At 64.9% G+C, this 18,986-nt stretch carries 17 protein-coding genes; 2 read left to right on the top strand and 15 right to left on the bottom strand.

Features of this window, described 5'->3' with window-relative positions:
- Positions 1 to 25 precede the first annotated feature (25 nt).
- The 7 genes from AC3FLX_RS21560 to AC3FLX_RS21530 form a co-directional block, all read right to left on the bottom strand.
- Entirely contained in the window at positions 26 to 973 is a 948-nt protein-coding gene (locus tag AC3FLX_RS21560; protein WP_488699353.1) for a DMT family transporter, read from the bottom strand.
- Positions 970 to 2,574: an NAD(P)H-hydrate dehydratase gene (locus AC3FLX_RS21555; RefSeq protein ID WP_488699352.1), complete on the bottom strand. Its 1,605-nt coding sequence runs from the start codon at positions 2,572 to 2,574 to the stop codon at positions 970 to 972. The genes AC3FLX_RS21560 and AC3FLX_RS21555 overlap by 4 nt, the downstream gene beginning before the upstream one ends.
- A gap of 7 nt (positions 2,575 to 2,581) precedes the next feature.
- Complete coding sequence (locus AC3FLX_RS21550) at positions 2,582 to 3,877, bottom strand: D-amino acid dehydrogenase (RefSeq protein WP_488699351.1); 1,296 nt, start codon at positions 3,875 to 3,877, stop codon at positions 2,582 to 2,584.
- A gap of 30 nt (positions 3,878 to 3,907) precedes the next feature.
- Positions 3,908 to 5,218 carry a TRAP transporter large permease gene (locus AC3FLX_RS21545; RefSeq protein WP_488699350.1) on the bottom strand — a complete coding sequence of 437 codons (1,311 nt, stop codon included), beginning with the start codon at positions 5,216 to 5,218 and terminating at the stop codon, positions 3,908 to 3,910.
- A complete protein-coding gene (locus AC3FLX_RS21540) occupies positions 5,218 to 5,769 on the bottom strand; it encodes a TRAP transporter small permease subunit (RefSeq protein ID WP_488699349.1) in 552 nt (183 codons plus the stop codon). The genes AC3FLX_RS21545 and AC3FLX_RS21540 overlap by 1 nt, the downstream gene beginning before the upstream one ends.
- A 97-nt stretch (positions 5,770 to 5,866) precedes the next feature.
- Positions 5,867 to 6,838 (bottom strand): TRAP transporter substrate-binding protein, encoded by a 972-nt coding sequence (locus AC3FLX_RS21535; RefSeq protein WP_488699348.1) that lies wholly within the window; start codon positions 6,836 to 6,838, stop codon positions 5,867 to 5,869.
- 133 nt (positions 6,839 to 6,971) lie between these two features.
- Positions 6,972 to 8,333: an amidase gene (locus tag AC3FLX_RS21530; protein ID WP_488699389.1), complete on the bottom strand. Its 1,362-nt coding sequence runs from the start codon at positions 8,331 to 8,333 to the stop codon at positions 6,972 to 6,974.
- A gap of 198 nt (positions 8,334 to 8,531) precedes the next feature.
- On the opposite strand from AC3FLX_RS21530, the gene AC3FLX_RS21525 reads away from it, so the two are divergent.
- Together AC3FLX_RS21525 and purL are read left to right on the top strand one after the other, a co-directional pair.
- The gene (locus AC3FLX_RS21525) at positions 8,532 to 9,128 is read left to right on the top strand and encodes a winged helix DNA-binding protein (protein WP_488699347.1); all 597 of its coding nucleotides are present in this window, start codon (positions 8,532 to 8,534) and stop codon (positions 9,126 to 9,128) included.
- A 220-nt stretch (positions 9,129 to 9,348) separates the two neighbouring features.
- Complete coding sequence (gene purL / locus AC3FLX_RS21520; RefSeq protein WP_488699346.1) at positions 9,349 to 13,395, top strand: phosphoribosylformylglycinamidine synthase; 4,047 nt, start codon at positions 9,349 to 9,351, stop codon at positions 13,393 to 13,395.
- A 73-nt stretch (positions 13,396 to 13,468) separates the two neighbouring features.
- Here purL and AC3FLX_RS21515 read toward each other — a convergent pair whose 3' ends face one another.
- The 8 genes from AC3FLX_RS21515 to AC3FLX_RS21480 form a co-directional block, all read right to left on the bottom strand.
- Positions 13,469 to 13,606 (bottom strand): hypothetical protein, encoded by a 138-nt coding sequence (locus AC3FLX_RS21515; RefSeq protein WP_488699345.1) that lies wholly within the window; start codon positions 13,604 to 13,606, stop codon positions 13,469 to 13,471.
- A gap of 41 nt (positions 13,607 to 13,647) precedes the next feature.
- Entirely contained in the window at positions 13,648 to 14,091 is a 444-nt protein-coding gene (locus AC3FLX_RS21510; protein WP_488699344.1) for a hypothetical protein, read from the bottom strand.
- A 164-nt stretch (positions 14,092 to 14,255) separates the two neighbouring features.
- The gene (locus AC3FLX_RS21505) at positions 14,256 to 14,597 is read right to left on the bottom strand and encodes a hypothetical protein (RefSeq protein WP_488699343.1); all 342 of its coding nucleotides are present in this window, start codon (positions 14,595 to 14,597) and stop codon (positions 14,256 to 14,258) included.
- 192 nt (positions 14,598 to 14,789) lie between these two features.
- Complete coding sequence (locus AC3FLX_RS21500; protein ID WP_488699342.1) at positions 14,790 to 15,584, bottom strand: peptidylprolyl isomerase; 795 nt, start codon at positions 15,582 to 15,584, stop codon at positions 14,790 to 14,792.
- 35 nt (positions 15,585 to 15,619) lie between these two features.
- On the bottom strand, positions 15,620 to 15,904 hold the full coding sequence (locus AC3FLX_RS21495; protein WP_488699341.1) for a BolA family protein: 285 nt from the start codon (positions 15,902 to 15,904) through the stop codon (positions 15,620 to 15,622).
- A gap of 47 nt (positions 15,905 to 15,951) precedes the next feature.
- Positions 15,952 to 16,506, bottom strand: a complete 555-nt coding sequence (locus tag AC3FLX_RS21490) for a septation protein A (RefSeq protein WP_488699340.1) — start codon at positions 16,504 to 16,506, stop codon at positions 15,952 to 15,954.
- A gap of 94 nt (positions 16,507 to 16,600) precedes the next feature.
- Positions 16,601 to 17,008: a peptide-methionine (R)-S-oxide reductase MsrB gene (msrB, locus tag AC3FLX_RS21485; RefSeq protein WP_488699339.1), complete on the bottom strand. Its 408-nt coding sequence runs from the start codon at positions 17,006 to 17,008 to the stop codon at positions 16,601 to 16,603.
- A 36-nt stretch (positions 17,009 to 17,044) separates the two neighbouring features.
- Complete coding sequence (locus AC3FLX_RS21480; RefSeq protein ID WP_488699338.1) at positions 17,045 to 18,595, bottom strand: protein adenylyltransferase SelO; 1,551 nt, start codon at positions 18,593 to 18,595, stop codon at positions 17,045 to 17,047.
- Between the last annotated feature and the right edge of the window lie 391 nt (positions 18,596 to 18,986).

Below are 18,986 nucleotides of genomic sequence, written 5' to 3'. Positions count from 1 at the left end.
GATTTTTTGTGCGCGGATCTGCGCGTCAGCGCCGCAGACGCCCGGCAATGCGGCGCAGCAGCGGTTCGCCACCGGCCACGAACACACCCCCCGCGCAGATCACGGCGATGCCCAGTGCCGTCGTCCAGTCCGGCAGGTGATCGAACGCGAAGTACCCGACCACTGTGGCGGAGAATATCTGCAGATACAGGAACGGACTCAGGAAGGAGGCATCGGCGTACTGGAAAGCACGGATCACAAAGTAGTGCCCCAGTGACCCCGTCAGACCCGCCGACAGCAGCAGCGCGCATTGCATGGGCGTCGGCATCGCCTCGAACCAGAAGAAGGGCACCAGAAGCGTGGTCAGCGCGGCACCCGTCACACCGCTCTGGATCAGCGTAGTCATCGGCGCATCGTGGGCGGCAATGCGCCGCGTCAGCATCTGCAGCAGGGCGAACAGCAGGGCCGACAGCAGCCCCAGCGACACGCCAAACGCATCGAGTTCGCCGCCTGGGCGCACCACGACCAGCATGCCTGCAAAGCCAATGCCGACGCCGATCCAGCGCGTCCAGCGCACATGCGCGCCCGGTCGTTCGCCGAGCAGCCACGGTGACAGCGCCACGACGATCAATGGTGCGCAGAAGTTCAGCGCCGTCGCGGTCGCCAGCGGCATCAGCTTCAATACGCTGAAGAACACCAGAGTCGAAGCCAGCATCAACGCGCCGCGCAGCCACTGCAGGCGCGGTGCGGCAGGGCGCGATTGCTGCCGCCAGCGGGCCGGGCCGATCAGCAGGAAGATGGCAACCACGTGGCCCAGGTAGCGTACCCAGGCCACCGCCACGACGGGCAGCCCCTGCTGGGTCAGCGTCTTGCCGGTCGCGTCCAGCAGGCTCAGGATCCATTGGCCGATCACAAGCAGCGCAATGCCCGTCAGCAGATGCCGGCGCGTGTGTTCGCCGCCTGTGCCGCCATTGAGTGTCGCAGCCTGGGTCATGCGTCGCCGCCTTGCAGCAGCGCATTGAAGATGGTGCGAGCGGGCAGGTAGAGTTCGCTTGCGGTCAGCCCCGCTGGCCCGGTGCCGCCCTCGACGAGGCGGTCCGCCGCGCGGCCGTGGATCCACACCGCCGCGCGCGCCGCTGTCAGCGGCGGCATACCCTGTGCCAGCAGCGCTCCGATCATGCCGGCCAGCACATCTCCGGTACCGGCCGTGGAAAGCCCCGCATTGCCAGTCGGATTGATGGTGGCCGGCGCGTTCTCGCGCGTGGCGATCACCGTGCCCGACCCCTTGAGCACCACGGTGGCCTGCCAGCGCGCCGCCAGCGCCTGCGCGGCGGCCAGGCGGTCGCGCTGCACGTCGGCGACGCTGGCGCCAAGCAGGCGCGCGGCCTCCAGCGGGTGCGGCGTCATGACGTAGTCGAGCCCGCTGTCTGTCAGCTGCTGTTTGAGCGTTTCATCGGCGGCCAGCAGATTCAGCGCATCCGCGTCGAGCACCAGTGGCAGTGGCGGTTCCGCATTGGCGCAGACGTCGATCAACTGCGCAAGCTGCTTGCGGGCGGCTGTGCCGCTGCCCATGCCGGGTCCGGCAACGAACGCGGACATCGTGTCGAGCGCCAGTTCGGTGACGGGATGGAGCATCAGTTCGGGATGCACCGGATCGATGCTCGGCGCCGGCTGCGCCAGAAATCCCACGTGCACGCGGCCCGCGCCAAGATGCAGTGCCGCGCGCGCGCCAAGCAGCGGCGCGCCGGTCATGCCGTGGTTGCCGCCAATCACCGCCAGGCTGCCGAAGCGGCCCTTGTTGGCGGCATGGTCGCGGCGCGGCAGCGCGTGTGCAAAGGCGCCGGGCTGGTTGACGATGGCCACGGGCCGCTCGGCCGGCGGATAGTCCAACCCGAGCGGGGCGATGTCGATGCTACCCGCGCAGTCGCGGCCATCGAGGGTCAGCAGGCCAGGCTTGGCCGCCAGGAATGTCAGCGTGCGCCGCGCGCGGATAGCCGGCTGCCCCGCGCCGGTATCGGCAAAAAGGCCACTGGGAATGTCGAGCGCATACACCGGCAGGTGCGAGTCATTGAGGTGGGCAATCCAGCGCGCCACGTCGCCATCGGCGGCGCGGTTCAGGCCGATGCCAAGCAGGCCATCGACAATCGCGACGCAGCCGGTGGGCCACGGTGGCAATGCGGTATCGGCGTCGGGATGCATGGCGAGCAGCGGCACCCCGGCGGTGCGCGCCTCGAACCACGCTCGCGCGGCATCGGCAGGCAACCGGTCGGCTTCCGCAATCAGCCATGCCTCGACCAGGCGCCCCGCCTGGTGCAGGCGCGTGGCCGCTACCAGCGCATCGCCGCCGTTGTTGCCACGCCCGGCAAGGAACAGGATGCGCCCGCTGGGCACGTGGTGGTGGACCCAGTCGGCGGCCGCGGCGCCGGCGCGCGACATCAGCGTGAAAGGCGGGGTCGCATCAAGGCCGGCCTGTTCGATATGGCGAATCGTTGCCACATCGTAGAGCGGCGTCGCATCGCTGCCGGCAGCGTCCAGCGTGAACCACTCGGGCGCGTTCTCGGCAGGTGCGGGGGCTGGTGGCACTACGGTATTCATGTCCTTGTCACGCGGGCGCGAGGCGGTAGCGCGCCGGGGTCAGCCCCTCCATGTCGATGGACGGGCCGCCGCCCCGGCCTGCACTGGCGGCAATCTGATCTGCGGCAATTTTGCCCGATCCGCAGCTCATCGCCCAGCCCGTCGAACCGTGGCCCAGATTCAGGAAGAGTCCCGGCACCCTGGTAGCCCCGATCAGCGGCGGCCCGTCGGGCAGCATTGGCCGCGCACCCGCCCAGAGCGTGGCTTCCTGATAGTGGCCGGCTACCGGAAACCAGTCGCGTGCCACCTTGATCAGCGTATTCAGCGCGGCTGGCCGAAGGTCCAGCCGGCGCGAACCCAGTTCCGCAGTGCCGGCCACGCGCAGCCGGTTGCCCATGCGGGTAATGGCCACCTTGAACGATTCGTCCATCAGCGCACCGAGCGGCGCCTGCAGTTCGTCGCGCACCATGACAGTGGCCGAGTAGCCCTTGATCGGATAAAGCGGCACCCTCAACCCCAGCGGGCGCAGCAGGCGGGGGCTGCCCACGCCGGCGGCAACCAGCACGCGGTCGGCGGTAAGGATTTCGGGAGCGGCGCCGCGTTGCGCGGGTACCAGTTCTACCGACAGCGTCCCGGACTTGCCGATGCTCAGCCGTGCCACATCCGTCTGAAAGCGGAATTGCACGCCGGCCGCTTCGGCGTGCTGATGCAGGCGGCGCACGAACATGGGGCAGTTACCCGACTCGTCCTCGGGCAGGTGCAGGCCGCCCGCGAGCGGTGTGTCATCGGTCAGCCCCGGCTCGATGCGCCGGCAGCCGGGTGCGTCCACGAGTTGATGGGGTACCTTGTTCTCGCGTAGCAGAGCCAGTGCCGGCGCCGCCAGATCCAGGTCCTGCTGGGTGCGGAATAGTTGCAGGTAACCGCGCGACTGCTCGTAATCGATGGCCAGTTCCTCGCGTAGCTGGTGAAGGCATTCCCGGCTGTAGAAGGCAAGGCGCTGCATGCGCAGCTTGTTGGCGCGGTAGCGTTCGGCGTCGCATTCCCGCAGCCAGCGGCCAATCCAGCGCCACATCGCAGGGTCGGCGCTTGGGCGGAACAGCACCGGCGATTCGCGCTGGAACAGCGCGCGCAGGATCTTGCCCGGCATGCCGGGCGCGGCCCACGGCGTGACATAGCCGGGCGCGATCACGCCGGCATTGCCGAAGCTGGCTTCCTGCGCAGCGGCGCCGCGCCGTTCCAGCACGGTGACATTGAAGCCGGCCTGGCGCAGGTACCAGGCCGAGCAGACGCCGATGGCGCCGGCGCCAATCACGATGACGTTCATCCGGGCAGATGTCCTGTTGAGGAACGCGGTTTACTTGAGCTCCTTCGCCATCACCACGTCGGGCAGCCAGGTGACCACGGATGGCCAGACGGTGATGATGCCGATGGCAACCACCATCATCATGAAGAATGGTAGGGACACGCGCGCGATGTAGTTGCTGTCCTTGCCGGTCATACTCTGGAGCACGAAGAGATTGAAGCCGACTGGCGGCGTGACCTCCGCGATTTCCACGAGCAGCACGATGAAGATGCCAAACCATACCAGATCGAAGCCGGCGGCCTGCACCATCGGCAGCACGGTGGCCGTGGTCAGCGCAATCATCGAAATGCCGTCGAGCGCCGTGCCCAGCACGATGTAGATCACGGTCAGCACCGCGATCAGTGCCCAGGGCGACAGGTGCAGCGCGGCCACCCATTCGGCCAGCGCACGCGGAATGCCCGTGAAGCTCATCGTCACCGACAGGAACGATGTGGCGCCGAGCACGAACATGATCATCGCGGTCAGCCGTGTGGCCGACATCAGGCTCTCCCAGAACGCCTTGCGCGTGAGCGATCCGCCGGCCCAGGCCAGCCCCAGCGATGCGACCACGCCATAGGCCGCCGCCTCCGTGGCGGTGGAGTAGCCGGCCATCATGATCCACGTGATGAACGCGATCAGGATGATGCAGGGCATCAGCTGCCGGATCGATGCCATGCGGGCACGCCAGCCGAATGTTTCTGCCTCGGGGGTCTTCGACGGATTCATCAGCGCCCAGACCACGATATAGCCCGAGAACAGCAGCATCAGCAGCAGGCCCGGCAAAAAGCCGGCCAGAAAGACCCGGATGATCGATACATCGGCGGATACCGCATACACCACCATCGTGATCGACGGCGGAATCAGGATGCCGAGCGTGCCGGCGCACGACAGCGATCCGAGCGTGATGCGCTCGTCGTAGCCGCGCCGGGTCAGCTCGGGCAGGGCGGACTTGGCGATCGTGGCACATGTGGCCGCCGACGATCCCGAGACCGATCCGAAGATGCCGCAGCCCAGAATGTTGACGTGCATGAGACGTCCGGGCAGCCAGTTCAGCCACGGCGACAGGCCATTGAACATCTGCTCGGAAAGCTTGGTGCGGAACAGGATCTCGCCCATCCAGACGAACAGCGGCAGGGACGCCAGCGTGTATGACGCGCTGGACGACCACCACGAATTGGCCAGGTTCACCAGCGCGTCGTGATCGGAAAAGACCACCAGGCCGACCCACGAGGTGACGGCGATCGCCACGGGAATCCAGGCACCGATGGCCAGGAAGACCATCATCACCAGCAGCAGGACCAGGGCAACGAGTACGGTGCTCATCAGACGGTCTCCCCGAAATCGCCGGCGGCGAGCTTGGATTCCTGCGCCAACTGGTAGCGCGGTTTCTGACGGCGCATCACGCGCAGCCACTCGTCGGCAACGGCCAGCAGAAAGCCGAGAGCGCCAAGCACTGCAAAACTCTGGGGAATCCAGAGCGGAATCACGATCTGACCTTGCGACACGTCATTGATATCCCAGCTCTGCCAGGCGAACGTGCCCAGGGCCCACGCGGCGTAGGCGGCAAATACCAGGCAGATGGTCAGCGACAGTACTTCCAGCAGCCAGCGCCGCTTCGGGCCCACTGCTTCCAGCAGCATTTCCACGCGCACGATGCCGCCGTGCTGAAAGGTCTGGCCAAGGATCAGGAAGGCCGATGCGGCGCACAGCCAGGCGACGATGTCATCGCCGCCTTTCAGGACGATCAGGGTTTCGCGCGAGATCGACATCGCAATCATCACGATGCAGACGGCGAGAATGCAAAGGGCGCCAAGCGCGGCGAAAAGGTCAAGCAGATGGTCGAGCCATCGTTTACGAAGAATGGGGGCTTCCATGAGGACGGGATACCTGTAATGCGCAACGGCGAAAGACGAGCCAGGCGTGGATGCGTGCGGCATCCGCGCCCGGCCATTGATGCGAGTTCCGGCGGGATTACTTGCGGTAGGCGTCCAGGATTGCCTTGCCGTCGTCGCCAGCGCTCTTGGCCCAGTCGTTGACCATGACCTCGCCCACCTTCTGCATGTCGGACTTCAACTGCGGCGAGGGCGGTGCCACGGTCATGCCGTTCTTCGAGAGCGTGCCCAGGTATTCCTTGGTTTTCTGCTCCGATACTTGCCAGCCGCGCTTCTCCGCATCGGCCACGGCCTTGAGCAGGGCATCCTGCGTGGGCTTGTCCAGTGCGTTGAACGCCTTCTTGCTGACCACGAGCATGTTCTTGGGCAGCCAGGCATCCACGGTGTAGAAGTACTTCACCGATTCCCAGACCTTGGTATCCACGCCGGTGGCACCCGACGACATGAACGAGTTGACGGTGCCCGTGGCCAGCGCCTGCGCCAGGTCGGCCGCCTGGATCGTCACCGGTTGCGCACTGACCAGTTCGGCGATCTTTGACGTGGCCGGGTTGTAGGCGCGCCATTTCAGGCCCTTCATGTCGGCGGCGCTGTTGATCGGCTTGTTTGCGTAGATGCCCTGCGGCGGCCAGGCCACCGCGTACAGCAGCTTCATGCCCTGGCGGTCCAGTACCTTGTCGGTAACGGCTTTCGATGCCTGCCAGAGCCGGTACGAATCGCCATAGCTGGTGGCCAGGAACGGCACCGCGTCGATGCCGAACACCGGGTTTTCGTTGGCCAGCAACGACATCAGGATCTCGCCCATCTGCACCTGGCCGGTCTGCACGCCGCGCTTGATCTCGTTGGCTTTGAGCAGCGAGCCATTCGGGTGGATGACGATCTTGAGCTTGCCGCCGGTGGCCTTCTCCACATCGTTGGCCATCAACTGCAGGTTTTCGGTGTGGAGGTTGGTGGCCGGGTAACCGGTTGGCAGGTCCCACTTGGTATCCGCCCGTGCCGCCGTGGCGGCCAGCAGCAGTGCCGCCGCCGCGACTGCCATTGCCTTGACTCGCATCTCGATCTCTCCTGGTGTTGCGCATGGGCGCCTGCCCGACTGCGCGGGTTTGGAACTACCTGGAACTGCCGCCGCCCCATGTCTTGATTGTTTGCAGGCGTGGGGCGGTACTGCGGTCACGGCGCGGGTTGGCTCACCCCGCGTGCTGTGACGGTCGAACGATCGATTCCAATGCAAGGGCCGTGCCCAGCAAGCGTCCATCGCGCATCGGGCCGTGTGACAGCATCAGGCCGACGGGAAGTTCATCGGGCGCGTGGCAGGGCAGCGAGACCGAGCAGCCGTCAAGAAAGTTGAAGGCGGACGTATTGCGCAGAAGCAGGCCGTTGGTGCGGAAGAAGAGGGCGTCGTCGGACACCAGCGGCGCGATCGGCGGGGCGACGAACGGCACGGTCGGGCAGACCACGGCATCGAACGGCGCCAGGCGGGCCTGCATGCGCGAGATCCAGTCCAGCCGGGCCCGATGCAGTGCGATGTAGTCGGCCGCGCTCATCGTGGCGCCGCGCTCGATGCGCGTCAGGACGCGCGGGTCATACAGGTCCCGATGCGTGGCCAGCAACGGGCGGTGATGCGAATAGGCCTCGGGCGCCGAGAATCCGCCGGCGGCGTTGAGGCCGGCCAGTTCGTCAAGCTCGGGCATATCCACGTGTTCCACGCGCACGCCGGCAGCCGAGAGCCGGCCGATCGCGCGGTCGAAGGCGCGCGACACCACTTCGTCCATGTCGTCGAGAACCAGCTGGCGCGGGATGGCGAGCTTGATGGCGGTGGTCGCGGTGATCACGGGAAGCGCGGGCGTATCCGCGATCACGCTATCCATCGCGATGCAATCGGCCAGCGTGCGCGCCATCGCGCAAGCCGTGTCGAGCGTGTACGACAGCGGAAACGCACCGTCCAGCGGCACCCGGCGCGCCGTGGGTTTGAAGCCGGTGATGCCGCATAGCGCCGCCGGAATCCGGATCGATCCGCCCGTATCGCTGCCGAGCGCGGCGACGGCCGTGCCCAGTGCCACCGAAACCGCCGCGCCCGACGACGATCCGCCCGGAATACGGGCCGTGGTGCTATCGCACGGATTGACCGGTGTACCGAAATGGGGATTGATGCCGACTCCCGAGAACGCGAATTCGGTCATGTTGGTGCGACCCACCAGGGCCGCACCGGCCGCGCGCAGCCGTGCCACCACTGCCGCGTCCGCCGTGGCCGCTGGGGCGTCCTGGCGCGCTGCGGAGGCGGCCCGAGTGACTTCGCCCGCCACGTCGTACAGATCCTTGATCGATATCGGCAGGCCGGCCAGCGGGTGGAGCGCGCGGCCGGCCTGTGCGGCGGCATCGGCGGCGCGGGCCACCTGGCGGGCGGCTTCGAACGTGGTGTGCAGGTAGACGGCGCTGCCTTCGGGGCTTGCCGCGCGGGCTTCCGCCTGTTCGATCAGGTCGGCGCGGGAGGTTTTGCCGGCGCGCAGGCTGGCGTGGAGCGATTCAAGCGAGTCGAGATGAGGCAGCATGCGGCGCGTGACAGTGAAAGGCGTCGCGGAACCAGACCGCATTCACGCATTGCCTCTGTGAATTAAGGTATTCATGCTGAGAATTCGCCGATAAACTGTCAAGCCGAAATTGCCTGAACCGGCTTCGGGCTTTCACCTATCGCCACGTTGGCCGCAATCCTGGCGAACCACCCGCCGCTTTCCATTTGGAGACCATTCATGGCCCGCAAGCCCGCCCCGGAACGTCACGCCGATGCCGCCGCTGATGCCGCAGACGGCGCTGCCACGCGGGCCGCGCCGTTGACACGTGCCGCGGGCGTCAACATCGTTTCTTCGGCGCATCTGGTATCGGTGCGCAGCCCCGAGCTGTCCGAATTCGAATTTGGCCTGAACACGGCGTACAACGCCTACAGCCGCTGGGTCGTGCGGTGCATGGGTGCCGCCGGGGTGCGTGACCTGACCTTTCTGGACGTGCTGGTGCTCCATCACGTGAATCACCGCGGCCGGGCCAAGCGGCTGGCTGACATCTGCTTCGTGCTCAACGTCGAGGACACCCATCTGGTGACCTATTCGCTGAAGAAGCTCGTCGGGCTGGGTCTGGTGGCCGGCGAGCGCGTGGGCAAGGAAGCGACCTATGCCACCACCCAGGGCGGCACCGAGGCATGCGCCCGGTACCGCGAAATCCGCGAGCAGTGCCTGACCAGCAATTTCACCGAGGGCAGCGATGAAAACGTCGAAATCGGCGAGCTGGCGCGCCTACTGCGTGTGCTGACCGGTCTCTACGAACAGGCGGCACGGTCGGCGACCTCTCTCTGACGCCACATCGGGCGGATTCAAGCGGAATTCGGGCGCCGGAAGCGGCACCGGACGCCCGCGATGTCCGATTTTCCCGGTACTGTCCGCCCAAGCCGTATTGCGCAATGCAAAAAGCGGCCGCCAACAAGGTACAATAGCGGTTTCCCGACAGTCGGCATTCCATTCAGCAGTGCCGGCAGCCGCTTAGCCCCACCTCCTACGCCTCCTGACCGTACCGATCATGGCGCATTTCTCGTGCTTCCCTGGCGCTTTGGCGCTTTCTGCTTTCCGTCAGCAACGCCTGCTTGCCGCGCTTCAACAAGTCGACGCCGATATTGAGTCGGTGCATGGCCAGTTCGTGCATTTTGTCGATTCGGACACACCGTTGTCCGCCGAGGACCAGACGCGCATCGGCGCCATGCTGACCTACGGCGCGCCGTTTACGGCCCAGTCCGACGGCGACCGTTTCGTGGTGATTCCGCGCTTCGGCACGATCTCGCCGTGGGCCAGCAAGGCCACCGATATCGCCCATAACTGCGGTCTGACCCACGTGCACCGCGTCGAACGCGGCGTCGAGATCACCGTAATTTGCAGGAAGGGCCTGCTGCGCGGCCGCAAGACGCTGGACGCCGGAACGCGCGCCGCCGTGGCCGCGCACCTGTTCGACCGAATGACCGAGACCGTGATCGCCACGCGCGATGAGGCGGCCGGCCTGTTCCAGGAACTGCCGGCCAAGCCGCTGCAGTTCATCGATATTTCCACTGGCCGCGCCGCGCTGGTGGATGCCAATACGGCGATGGGCCTGGCGCTCTCGGACGACGAGATCGACTATCTGCTGGAGAACTACGGCAAGCTCGGCCGCAATCCGACTGACGTCGAACTGATGATGTTCGCGCAGGCCAACAGCGAACACTGCCGCCACAAGATCTTCAACGCCACGTGGACGATCGATGGCGTCACGCAGGACAAATCGCTGTTTGCGATGATCCGCAACACGCACCAGTTGAACCCGCAAGGCTCGATCGTGGCCTATTCGGACAACTCGGCCGTGATGGAAGGCGATGTGGCCGAGCGCTGGTTCCCGCGTGGCGCGGAGCAGCAATATGGCCGCCACGAGGCGCTGACCCATACGCTGATGAAGGTGGAAACGCACAACCACCCGACCGCCATCTCGCCGTTCCCGGGTGCCTCGACTGGCGCCGGCGGGGAAATCCGCGATGAAGGTGCCACGGGCCGTGGTGCCAAGCCGAAGGCCGGCCTGACCGGCTTCACGGTGTCGAACCTGATGCTGCCCGAAGCTGTCGAGTCGTGGGAAAACGCCCGCGACGCCGCACAGCCGGTGGCGCATCGCAACCCGGACGACAAGCACGGCGTGACCGGCAAGCCGGACCGTATCGCATCGCCGCTGCAGATCATGATCGACGGCCCGCTGGGCGGCGCCGCGTTCAACAACGAATTCGGCCGTGCCAATCTGGGTGGCTACTTCCGCGTCTACGAGCAGAACGTCGGTGGCACCGTGCGCGGCTATCACAAGCCGATCATGATTGCCGGCGGTATCGGCACTATCGACGCCAGCCATACGCACAAGGACCCACTGCCGGCCGGCACGCTGCTGATTCAGCTGGGCGGCCCGGGCATGCGCATCGGCATGGGCGGTGGTGCCGCCAGCTCGATGGCTACCGGTACCAACACGGCCGACCTGGACTTTGATTCCGTGCAGCGCGGCAACCCGGAAATGGAGCGTCGCGCGCAGGAAGTGATCAACGCCTGCTGGCAGCTCGGCGACGAGAACCCGATCCTGTCGATTCACGATGTCGGCGCGGGCGGTATCTCGAATGCTTTCCCGGAGCTGGTCGACGGTGCCGATCGCGGTGCCCGCTTCGATCTGCGCCAGGTGCATCTGGAGGAATCCGGCCTGTCGCCGGCCGAAATCTGGTGCAACGAGTCGCAGGAACGGTACGTGATGGCGATTGCCCCGAACGACCTGCCGCGCTTCCAGGCCATGTGCGAGCGTGAGCGCGCGCCGTTTGCCGTGGTGGGTATTGCCACCGAAGAGAAGCAGCTGCAGCTCGTGGACTCCCATGTGGATGCGGCGCTGAAGGAGCACCATCCGGTCAACATGCCGATGGAAGTGCTGCTGGGCAAGCCGCCGCGCATGCACCGCGATGTGCAGCGCGTGGAGCGGGAACTGCCGCCGGTGGATGTGACCGGTATTTCGCTGGAACAGGCCGTGAGCGACGTGCTGCGTCATCCGACCGTCGCCAGCAAGTCGTTCCTGATCACGATCGGTGACCGTACCGTGGGCGGCATGAACGCGCGCGACCAGATGGTCGGCCCGTGGCAGGTGCCGGTTGCGGACGTGGCCGTGACGACGCTCGACTACAAGGGCCGCGCCGGTGAGGCGATGACGATGGGCGAGCGCACGCCGTTGGCCGTGATCGACGCGCCGGCATCGGGCCGCATGGCGATTGGCGAGGCGCTGACCAACCTGGCGGCTGCCCCGGTCAAGGATCTGAACAAGGTCAAGCTGTCGGCCAACTGGATGGCCGCCTGCGGCGTTGCCGGCGAGGATGCCAAGCTGTACGACACCGTGCATGCCGTGGGCATGGAACTGTGCCCGGCGCTTGGCATCAGCATCCCGGTGGGCAAGGATTCGCTGTCGATGCGCACCAAGTGGTCGGATGCCGATGGCGACAAGGAAGTGGTGGCGCCGGTTTCGCTGATCATCTCGGCGTTTGCAGCCGTGGACGACACCAACAAGACGCTGACCCCGCAACTGCGTACCGACCTCGGCGAGACTGTCCTGATCGCGATCGACCTCGGTCGTGCGAAGAACCGCATGGGCGGCAGCATCCTGGCGCAGGTAACGCAGCAGGTGGGCGATTGCGCACCGGACGTGGACAGCCCGGAAGATCTGAAGAATTTCTTCAATGTGATCCAGCGCCTGAACCGCGAAGACAAACTGCTGGCCTACCACGACCGTTCCGACGGCGGTTTCCTGGCGTCCGTGGCGGAAATGGCATTTGCCGGCCACACTGGCGTGTCGCTCAATGTCGACATGCTGACGCTGGATCCGACCCAGGAGCAGGACTACGGCGACGCCAAGAACTGGGCACAGCAGATTGCCGAGCGCCGCAACGACCAGACGCTGCGCGCGCTGTTCTCGGAAGAACTCGGTGCCGTGATCCAGGTCCGTGCGCAAGAGCGTGACGAAGTGTTCGCCGTACTGCGCGAGGCTGGCCTGTCGGCATGCAGCCATGTGATCGGCAAGCCGAACACGAACGACCAGATCGAGATCTATCGCGATGCGAAGAAGGTATTTGGCGCCGCACGTGCCGAATTGCAGCGCACCTGGACCGAGGTGAGCTGGCGCATTGCGCGCCTGCGCGACAACCCGGCCTGCGCCGACAGCGAGTACGAAAGCGTGCTGGACGCGGCCGACCCCGGTATCAGCCCGGTGCTGACGTTCGATCCGGCGCAGGATGTCGCAGCCCCGTTCATCGCTACCGGCAATCGGCCGCGCGTTGCCATCCTGCGTGAGCAGGGCGTCAATTCGCAGATCGAGATGGCCTACAGCATGGACCTGGCAGGCTTCGATACGGTGGACGTGCACATGAGCGACCTGATCGCCGGTCGCGCCAGCCTGGCGGACTTCAAGGGCTTTGTGGCCTGCGGCGGCTTCAGCTACGGCGACGTGCTGGGCGCGGGTGAGGGCTGGGCCAAGACCATTCTGTTCAATGGCCAGATGGCCGAGCAGTTTGCCGCTTTCTTCAACCGCCAGGACACCTTCGCCCTGGGCGTGTGCAATGGCTGCCAGATGATGAGCAACCTGGCCCCGATCATCCCGGGCGCCGGTGCATGGCCGAAGTTCACGCGCAACCAGTCGGAGCAGTACGAAGCCCGTTTCGTGACTGTGGAAGTCCAGCAGTCGCCGTCGATCTTCTTTGCCGGCATGGAAGGCAGCCGCATTCCGATCGCCGTGGCGCACGGCGAAGGTTTCGCCGACTTCTCGCAGCAGGGTGATATTGGCAAGGTCAACGTGGCACTCCGCTTCGTCGACAACCGCGGCGCCGTGACGCAGGCCTATCCGCTGAACCCGAACGGTTCTCCGGATGGCATTACGTCGGTGACGACCGTCGATGGCCGTTTCACCGCGCTGATGCCGCACCCGGAGCGCGTTTTCCGTGCCGCCACGATGAGCTGGGCACCGGACGCCTGGAAGGCCGTCGCGGACGGAGGCAGCCCGTGGATGCGCATGTTCCGCAACGCACGTAAGTGGGTCGGTTGATCGGACTCGCCGCTTCGAACGAACGCCCGCATATGCGGGCGTTTTTTTATGGCACGCGAGGTCTGCGCTGGCATCAGTCCCGTGTGAGCCGCAGCCATTCGCAGAACAGGATACTGAGTGTGGTGTAAATGATGATGCCCCACTCGAAACGCCGGCCCCACTTGCGCTGGAACGCTTCATCCTCCAAGTAACGGGTCAGAAATTTCTCCATGTGTGACTCCTCGTGGACGTTGATAGGTGGCAGCCGGTAGTTCAACTGCCGTTGACTGGCAGCGCCGCGTGGGCGTAGGCATAAGCAGCGGCGCTGGCGCAACTCAAAATGACGGAGAGATAGAGAGTCATCCCCGCCTTTGCATGTTTGCGGCGGCTTCTCGGATGGGCGTCCAACGTACCCAGCAACACGAGCACTGAGCCGGCGACGATCAGCAGGACGTGCATGCATAGCAGGACCCAGGCATCCACTCGGGAGTGATCGGCCTGGTCGATCCACACGGCGAGCGCGTAGCAGGCGCTCGCGCTAATCGGAATCGCCGCCCATAGCATTTGCCCATCCTGGATCGCCCGACGCACGATGCCGCGGCTCCGGGACCGCGTGAACTCCGGTACCTTGGCGAACGGCAACAGCGCGAACGGCGCCAATAGCGGAATCACCGCGTTGAAGACAATCCAGCCGATTAGTTCTGATGCGTCTGCCATGCTGCTCCCCAAAGGCCCATTGGAAATGACCGCGTGTGACGGGCTGCGTGCTTTCATGCACGCAGCGCAGTGATCCTAGGCTTCGGGGTATGGCGCGCCAAGAGGGGTTTTGTGAACTTGTGTGTCCGAAAACCAGGCGCTTGCGTCAGGTCATGAGAAGAATCTCAGACTGCAACGGGAGCGGAAATATCGGAGGGACTTTCGTCAGGCTGCAGTGCCGGCGCTTGCTGCGTGCGGAGTCGATCGCTCCACGGCAGGTAGCGCGAATAGAGCAGGCGCATGCGATCGGCGCCGGGCGGCACGGGGATTTCTCCGCGCACTTCCATGAACGCGATGGTGGCCTGCAACAGCTTCGACTGCGCGTAGCGGTCGCGTACGGGAAGGTGGGGGTGCAATTCGCGCCAGCGGCCGCCCGTGCATTCGATGTTGGGCATTCCCAGCGCGCAGTAGACCATCCCGCTGGAATAGAGGTGCCACATGTACCAGTAGCCGCTCGTCACGCCCATATGCCTTTGATCTCCGTGCTCGATGCCGCGCCTGGACGAATGTCCTGGTCGCTCCGAGCTTTCAGATATTACTGAGGGCGGTGGGTCGATGGAACCCGCAAACTGAACCAGAATGTTACCGAGCGCGCCAAACCGCACGCAAAAACAAAAACCGGCGCCTAAGCGCCGGTTTCGTTGCAGCAAGACTCAGACTTACTGGATCTTTGCCTTGTCCTTGAGCGACTTCATCATCGCCTGGAACTGCTCACGCTGCCAGGCCTGGTCGCCCATCAGCATTTGCTGGAGCTGAGGCTTCACTTCCTCGAACGACGGGATCTTGGCATCGCGCACATCCACGAGTTCGATGATGTGCCAGCCGAATTGCGTCTTGACCGGCGTATCGGTCATCTGGCCCTTTTTCAGCCCGGTCATCGCGGCCGAGAACTCAGGCACGTAGCTGCCGTTGTTGGCCCAGTCCAGATCGCCGCCGTTGGCTGCCGAACCCGTGTCCTTCGACGAAGCCTTGGCCACGTCCTCGAACTTGGCGCCGCCCTTGATCTTGGCGATCAGTGCCTTGGCATCGGCTTCCTTTTCAACCAGGATGTGGCGGGCATGGTATTCCTTGCCGTTGCCGAACTGACCCTTGATCTTGTCGTATTGCTTGCGCAGTTCGTCGTCGCTGGCGCCATGCGTGCGGACGTAGTCTTCGAACACGGCACCGGCCAGCACGTTCAGACGAGCCTGTTCCAGTTGATCCTGAATGTCATCGCGCTGCAGGATGCCGCGCTTGGACGCTTCCTGCACCAGCAGTTCCCGGTCGATCAGCATGGTGCGGGCACGGTCGCGCAGTTCGGGCGAGGCGGGCTGGCCGGTGCCGGCAATCAGCTTGTCCACCTTGGCCGACGGGATGGGCTTGCCATTCACAACGGCGGCGTTCTGGGCGAACACGGGCAGGCTGCCAGCAGCGAGCACAGCCGCCAGGCTGAACGAGAGGACGGTGGTCTTCATGGAGTCAGGTCTGAAAGTAGCGAGAGCGCGTCGCGTCATGCTTCGCGGGATTGATATTCTTGGTCGGTGTACGCGCTGACGGCCAGCGCATGAATTTGCGAGGGGAATAGATCGTGCAGCGCATCATACACCATACGGTGACGCGTCACCCGCGAATGGCCGGCGAACCGGTCGCTGACGATCAGCACGTTGTAATGACCCCCACCCGACGCCGCGCCGGCATGGCCCGCATGGGCCGCGCTGTCGTCATGCACGTTCAGGTGAGTGGGGTGGAGCGCCGCGCGCAGCAGCGTCTCGATGGTGGCGGGATCGGCGGCCATCGGTAGTCCTTCCGGAGGGTGAACAGGCGAGGATGGAGCGGTTCCGCTTACTCGGAACGGCCTTCCTGCGACGGGGTTTCCTGGATATGGCGCGACAGCCAGATGCTCTGCGCCACGATGAACACGACCATCAGGCCCATGCTGCCGAACAGCTTGAAATTGACCCAGGTATCGGTGGAAAACTGGTAGGCGACGTACAGGTTCACCACGCCCATGACGGCGAAAAAGGCGGCCCAGGCGGCATTCAGCCGGCCCCACATCGGCTCGGGCAGCGTCACCTGCTTTTCCATCATGGCGCGGATCAGGTTCTTGCGCCAGCCGATGACCGATCCGATCAGCGTGACCGCGAACAGCCAGTAAAGCACCGTCGGCTTCCACTTGATGAACGTTTCGTTGTGCAAAACGATCGTCGCGCCGCCGAACACGCCAATGATCAGCAGGCTGACCCATTGCATCGGCTCCACCTTGCCGTGGCGAAAGCGAACCCAGGCAATCTGCAGCACCGTCGCCACAATGGCCACCGCCGTGGCTTGATAGATGCCGAATACCTTGAAGGCGACAAAAAACAGGATGACCGGGAACAGGTCGAACAGGAATTTCATGCGGACCAAATCAGGTTGGCGGGCCAGGTATGTAGCCTGGCCTGCTGGCAATCCGACGGGCGGATTGGACGTGGCGTCCGGTGTGCGGGTGAAATCACCCGCGATCAGCCGGATCGCGATCGTCGAATTTTAACGCAGCCGAGTTGATGCAATAGCGCAGACCGGTCGGCGCGGGGCCATCTTCGAAAACATGGCCCAGATGGCTGCCGCATTCCTTGCAGCGAACCTCCACGCGCGTCATGCCATGACTATGGTCCACATGCTCGGCAATGACCTCGCCATTGATGGGCCGAAAATAGCTGGGCCAGCCGCAGCCGGCATCGAACTTGGTGGTCGATTCGAACAACGGCGTGCCGCAGCCCACGCAATGATAGATGCCCTGGTCCCAGTGGTCCCAGTAGCGGCCCGTGAACGGCCGCTCGGTGGCGGCTTCACGCGTCACGCGGTATTCGACGTCGGACAGCTGCTCACGCCATTGGGCATCGGTCTTGGTTGTGGTCATCTTGTTTCCTTTGTGGGATCCCGCTGGTCCTGCCGCTCAGGACGAACAGCTGACTTCGAGTCCTGAAGCCCAATCGGGCGGCAGGGCCGCATAGTGGGCCGCTTCGGGCTGCTCGTCGAAGGGTTTCGAGAGCACGCCCAGCACGCGGTCCACTTCGGAAAAGTCCTTGTCACGCGCGGCGCGGATGGCGGTTTCGGCGATGTGGTTCCGGAGCACGTATTTCGGGTTGACTTGCAGCATTGCAACCCTGCGCGCCGCGTCTTCGGACTGTTCCGCCTGCAAACGGGCACGGTATTCGGCCGCCCAGGCGTCCCAGGCGGCGCGGTCCATGAACAGGTCGCGCACCGGTGCGTCGCAAGAGGCGTCCTGCGACCCTACCTGGGCCAGGTTGCGCCAGAACAACGTGTAATCCACGCGGTTGGCGTGCATCACGCGGAACAGGTTCGTCATCAGCGTCTCGTCCTGTTCCTGCTCGGTACGAAGTCCGAGCTTCGCGCGGTAGTGGCGGAAAAACGCCGAGGCATAGCGGTCGCGGAACGGATCGAGCGCCTCGCGCGCGGCCTCCACGGCGGCTTCCTTTGCGGCTTCGGCATCCGCGGCGGTGGTATCGCGCCACAGTGGCAGCAGCGCCTGGGCCAGGCAGTGGAGGTTCCAGAACGCGATCTGCGGCTGCTGGCTGTAGGCGTAGCGGCCCTGCTGGTCCGAATGGTTGCAGATGTGATTGGCGTCGAAGGCATCCAGGAAGCCGAACGGACCGTAGTCGATCGTCAGGCCCAGGATCGACATATTGTCGGTGTTCATCACGCCGTGGCAGAAGCCCACGGCCTGCCAGTGCGCCACCATGTCGGCCGTGCGCAGCGATACCTCGCGCAGTAGCGCCTGATAGGGGCTGGCCTCGTCGCGGCAGGCCGGATAGAAGCGGTCGATCACGAAATCCGCAAGCTGTTTCAGCGAGGCATGATCCTCGCGTGCCGCGAAATGTTCAAAGTGGCCGAACCGGATGAAGCTGGGCGCCAGGCGCGTGACCACGGCCGAAGTCTCGATGGTTTCGCGCCGCACCGGCGCATCGGACCCGACGATCGCCATCGCGCGCGTGGTCGGTACCCCCAACGCATGCATGGCTTCGGAGCAGAGGTATTCCCGGATCGACGAACGCAGTACCGCGCGGCCATCGGCCATACGGGAATACGGAGTCAGGCCGGCGCCCTTGAGCTGGATCTCCCACGGGCCGTCCGGCATTTGCGCTTCCGCCAGCCGGATGGCACGGCCATCGCCAAGCTGTCCGGCCCAGACTCCGAACTGGTGGCCCGAGTAGACCGTAGCCAGCGGGTCGGCCCAGTCGGGCACGGCATTGCCGATGAAGGTATCGATGAATTGCGCGTCCTGCGTGACGGCGGGCAGCCTGGACGCATCCCAGCCCAGCAATGCGGCGGCGGCCGGGGCCACGCCAATCAGATAGGGCGATGGCAGGGGCGTAGGTGCCAGGCGCGTGAAGAAGCGTTCGCCAAGGGCCGCCATGCCTGGCGCCGTGGTGAACGGTACGGCGAATGGGGTGCGCGGCAGGGCGTCGGTGGAATCAGTAGGCATCGGATGCGCTGGCAAAGGTGCGGGGGTTGCCCCTGGACAGACCTGGATCAATAGCCGGCCGGGGCATGCGCCGGATGGCATTGCCGCGAGTCCCGTTCCGGTTCACATAGACGGCGTGCATGACGCTAGGGGAAAACGACATATTGAGACACATCAGGGCACGCAGTATTGTACTTGCACCGGTTTTCCCCTGCCGGCCAAGGGTTGTCCGCTGCTCGTAGACCAGTCAAAAAACGACGCAAATGGCGGACATCAATCCCGTGCATGGCAGGGTGCGCAAGTGGGTTTGGAGAGAGACACCACTACGCGTCAGTCCACCAACATCACCAACAAGTTTCTTCATTTTTTGTCGATGCTTTTGCAGGATGTGGGAAAGATCGGCCAAAAATAA

It is taken from the genome of Cupriavidus sp. 291-E7, assembly GCF_057798835.1.
This window is presented reverse-complemented; position numbering and strand designations above follow the sequence as displayed.

Excerpts from the sequence above, each read along its gene's own strand:
- AC3FLX_RS21500 (WP_488699342.1), bottom strand. The coding sequence starts at position 15,584 with ATGAAGACCACCGTCCTCTCGTTCAGCCTGGCGGCTGTGCTCGCTGCT.
- AC3FLX_RS21480 (WP_488699338.1), bottom strand. The coding sequence starts at position 18,595 with ATGCCTACTGATTCCACCGACGCCCTGCCGCGCACCCCATTCGCCGTA.
- AC3FLX_RS21495 (WP_488699341.1), bottom strand. The coding sequence starts at position 15,904 with ATGGCCGCCGATCCCGCCACCATCGAGACGCTGCTGCGCGCGGCGCTC.
- AC3FLX_RS21525 (WP_488699347.1), top strand. The coding sequence starts at position 8,532 with ATGGCCCGCAAGCCCGCCCCGGAACGTCACGCCGATGCCGCCGCTGAT.
- msrB (WP_488699339.1), bottom strand. The coding sequence starts at position 17,008 with ATGACCACAACCAAGACCGATGCCCAATGGCGTGAGCAGCTGTCCGAC.
- AC3FLX_RS21490 (WP_488699340.1), bottom strand. The coding sequence starts at position 16,506 with ATGAAATTCCTGTTCGACCTGTTCCCGGTCATCCTGTTTTTTGTCGCC.
- AC3FLX_RS21560 (WP_488699353.1), bottom strand. The coding sequence starts at position 973 with ATGACCCAGGCTGCGACACTCAATGGCGGCACAGGCGGCGAACACACG.
- AC3FLX_RS21505 (WP_488699343.1), bottom strand. The coding sequence starts at position 14,597 with ATGGGCGTGACGAGCGGCTACTGGTACATGTGGCACCTCTATTCCAGC.
- AC3FLX_RS21545 (WP_488699350.1), bottom strand. The coding sequence starts at position 5,218 with ATGAGCACCGTACTCGTTGCCCTGGTCCTGCTGCTGGTGATGATGGTC.
- AC3FLX_RS21550 (WP_488699351.1), bottom strand. The coding sequence starts at position 3,877 with ATGAACGTCATCGTGATTGGCGCCGGCGCCATCGGCGTCTGCTCGGCC.
- AC3FLX_RS21555 (WP_488699352.1), bottom strand. The coding sequence starts at position 2,574 with ATGAATACCGTAGTGCCACCAGCCCCCGCACCTGCCGAGAACGCGCCC.
- AC3FLX_RS21510 (WP_488699344.1), bottom strand. The coding sequence starts at position 14,091 with ATGGCAGACGCATCAGAACTAATCGGCTGGATTGTCTTCAACGCGGTG.
- AC3FLX_RS21515 (WP_488699345.1), bottom strand. The coding sequence starts at position 13,606 with ATGGAGAAATTTCTGACCCGTTACTTGGAGGATGAAGCGTTCCAGCGC.
- AC3FLX_RS21535 (WP_488699348.1), bottom strand. The coding sequence starts at position 6,838 with ATGCGAGTCAAGGCAATGGCAGTCGCGGCGGCGGCACTGCTGCTGGCC.
- AC3FLX_RS21540 (WP_488699349.1), bottom strand. The coding sequence starts at position 5,769 with ATGGAAGCCCCCATTCTTCGTAAACGATGGCTCGACCATCTGCTTGAC.
- purL (WP_488699346.1), top strand. The coding sequence starts at position 9,349 with ATGGCGCATTTCTCGTGCTTCCCTGGCGCTTTGGCGCTTTCTGCTTTC.
- AC3FLX_RS21530 (WP_488699389.1), bottom strand. The coding sequence starts at position 8,333 with ATGCTGCCTCATCTCGACTCGCTTGAATCGCTCCACGCCAGCCTGCGC.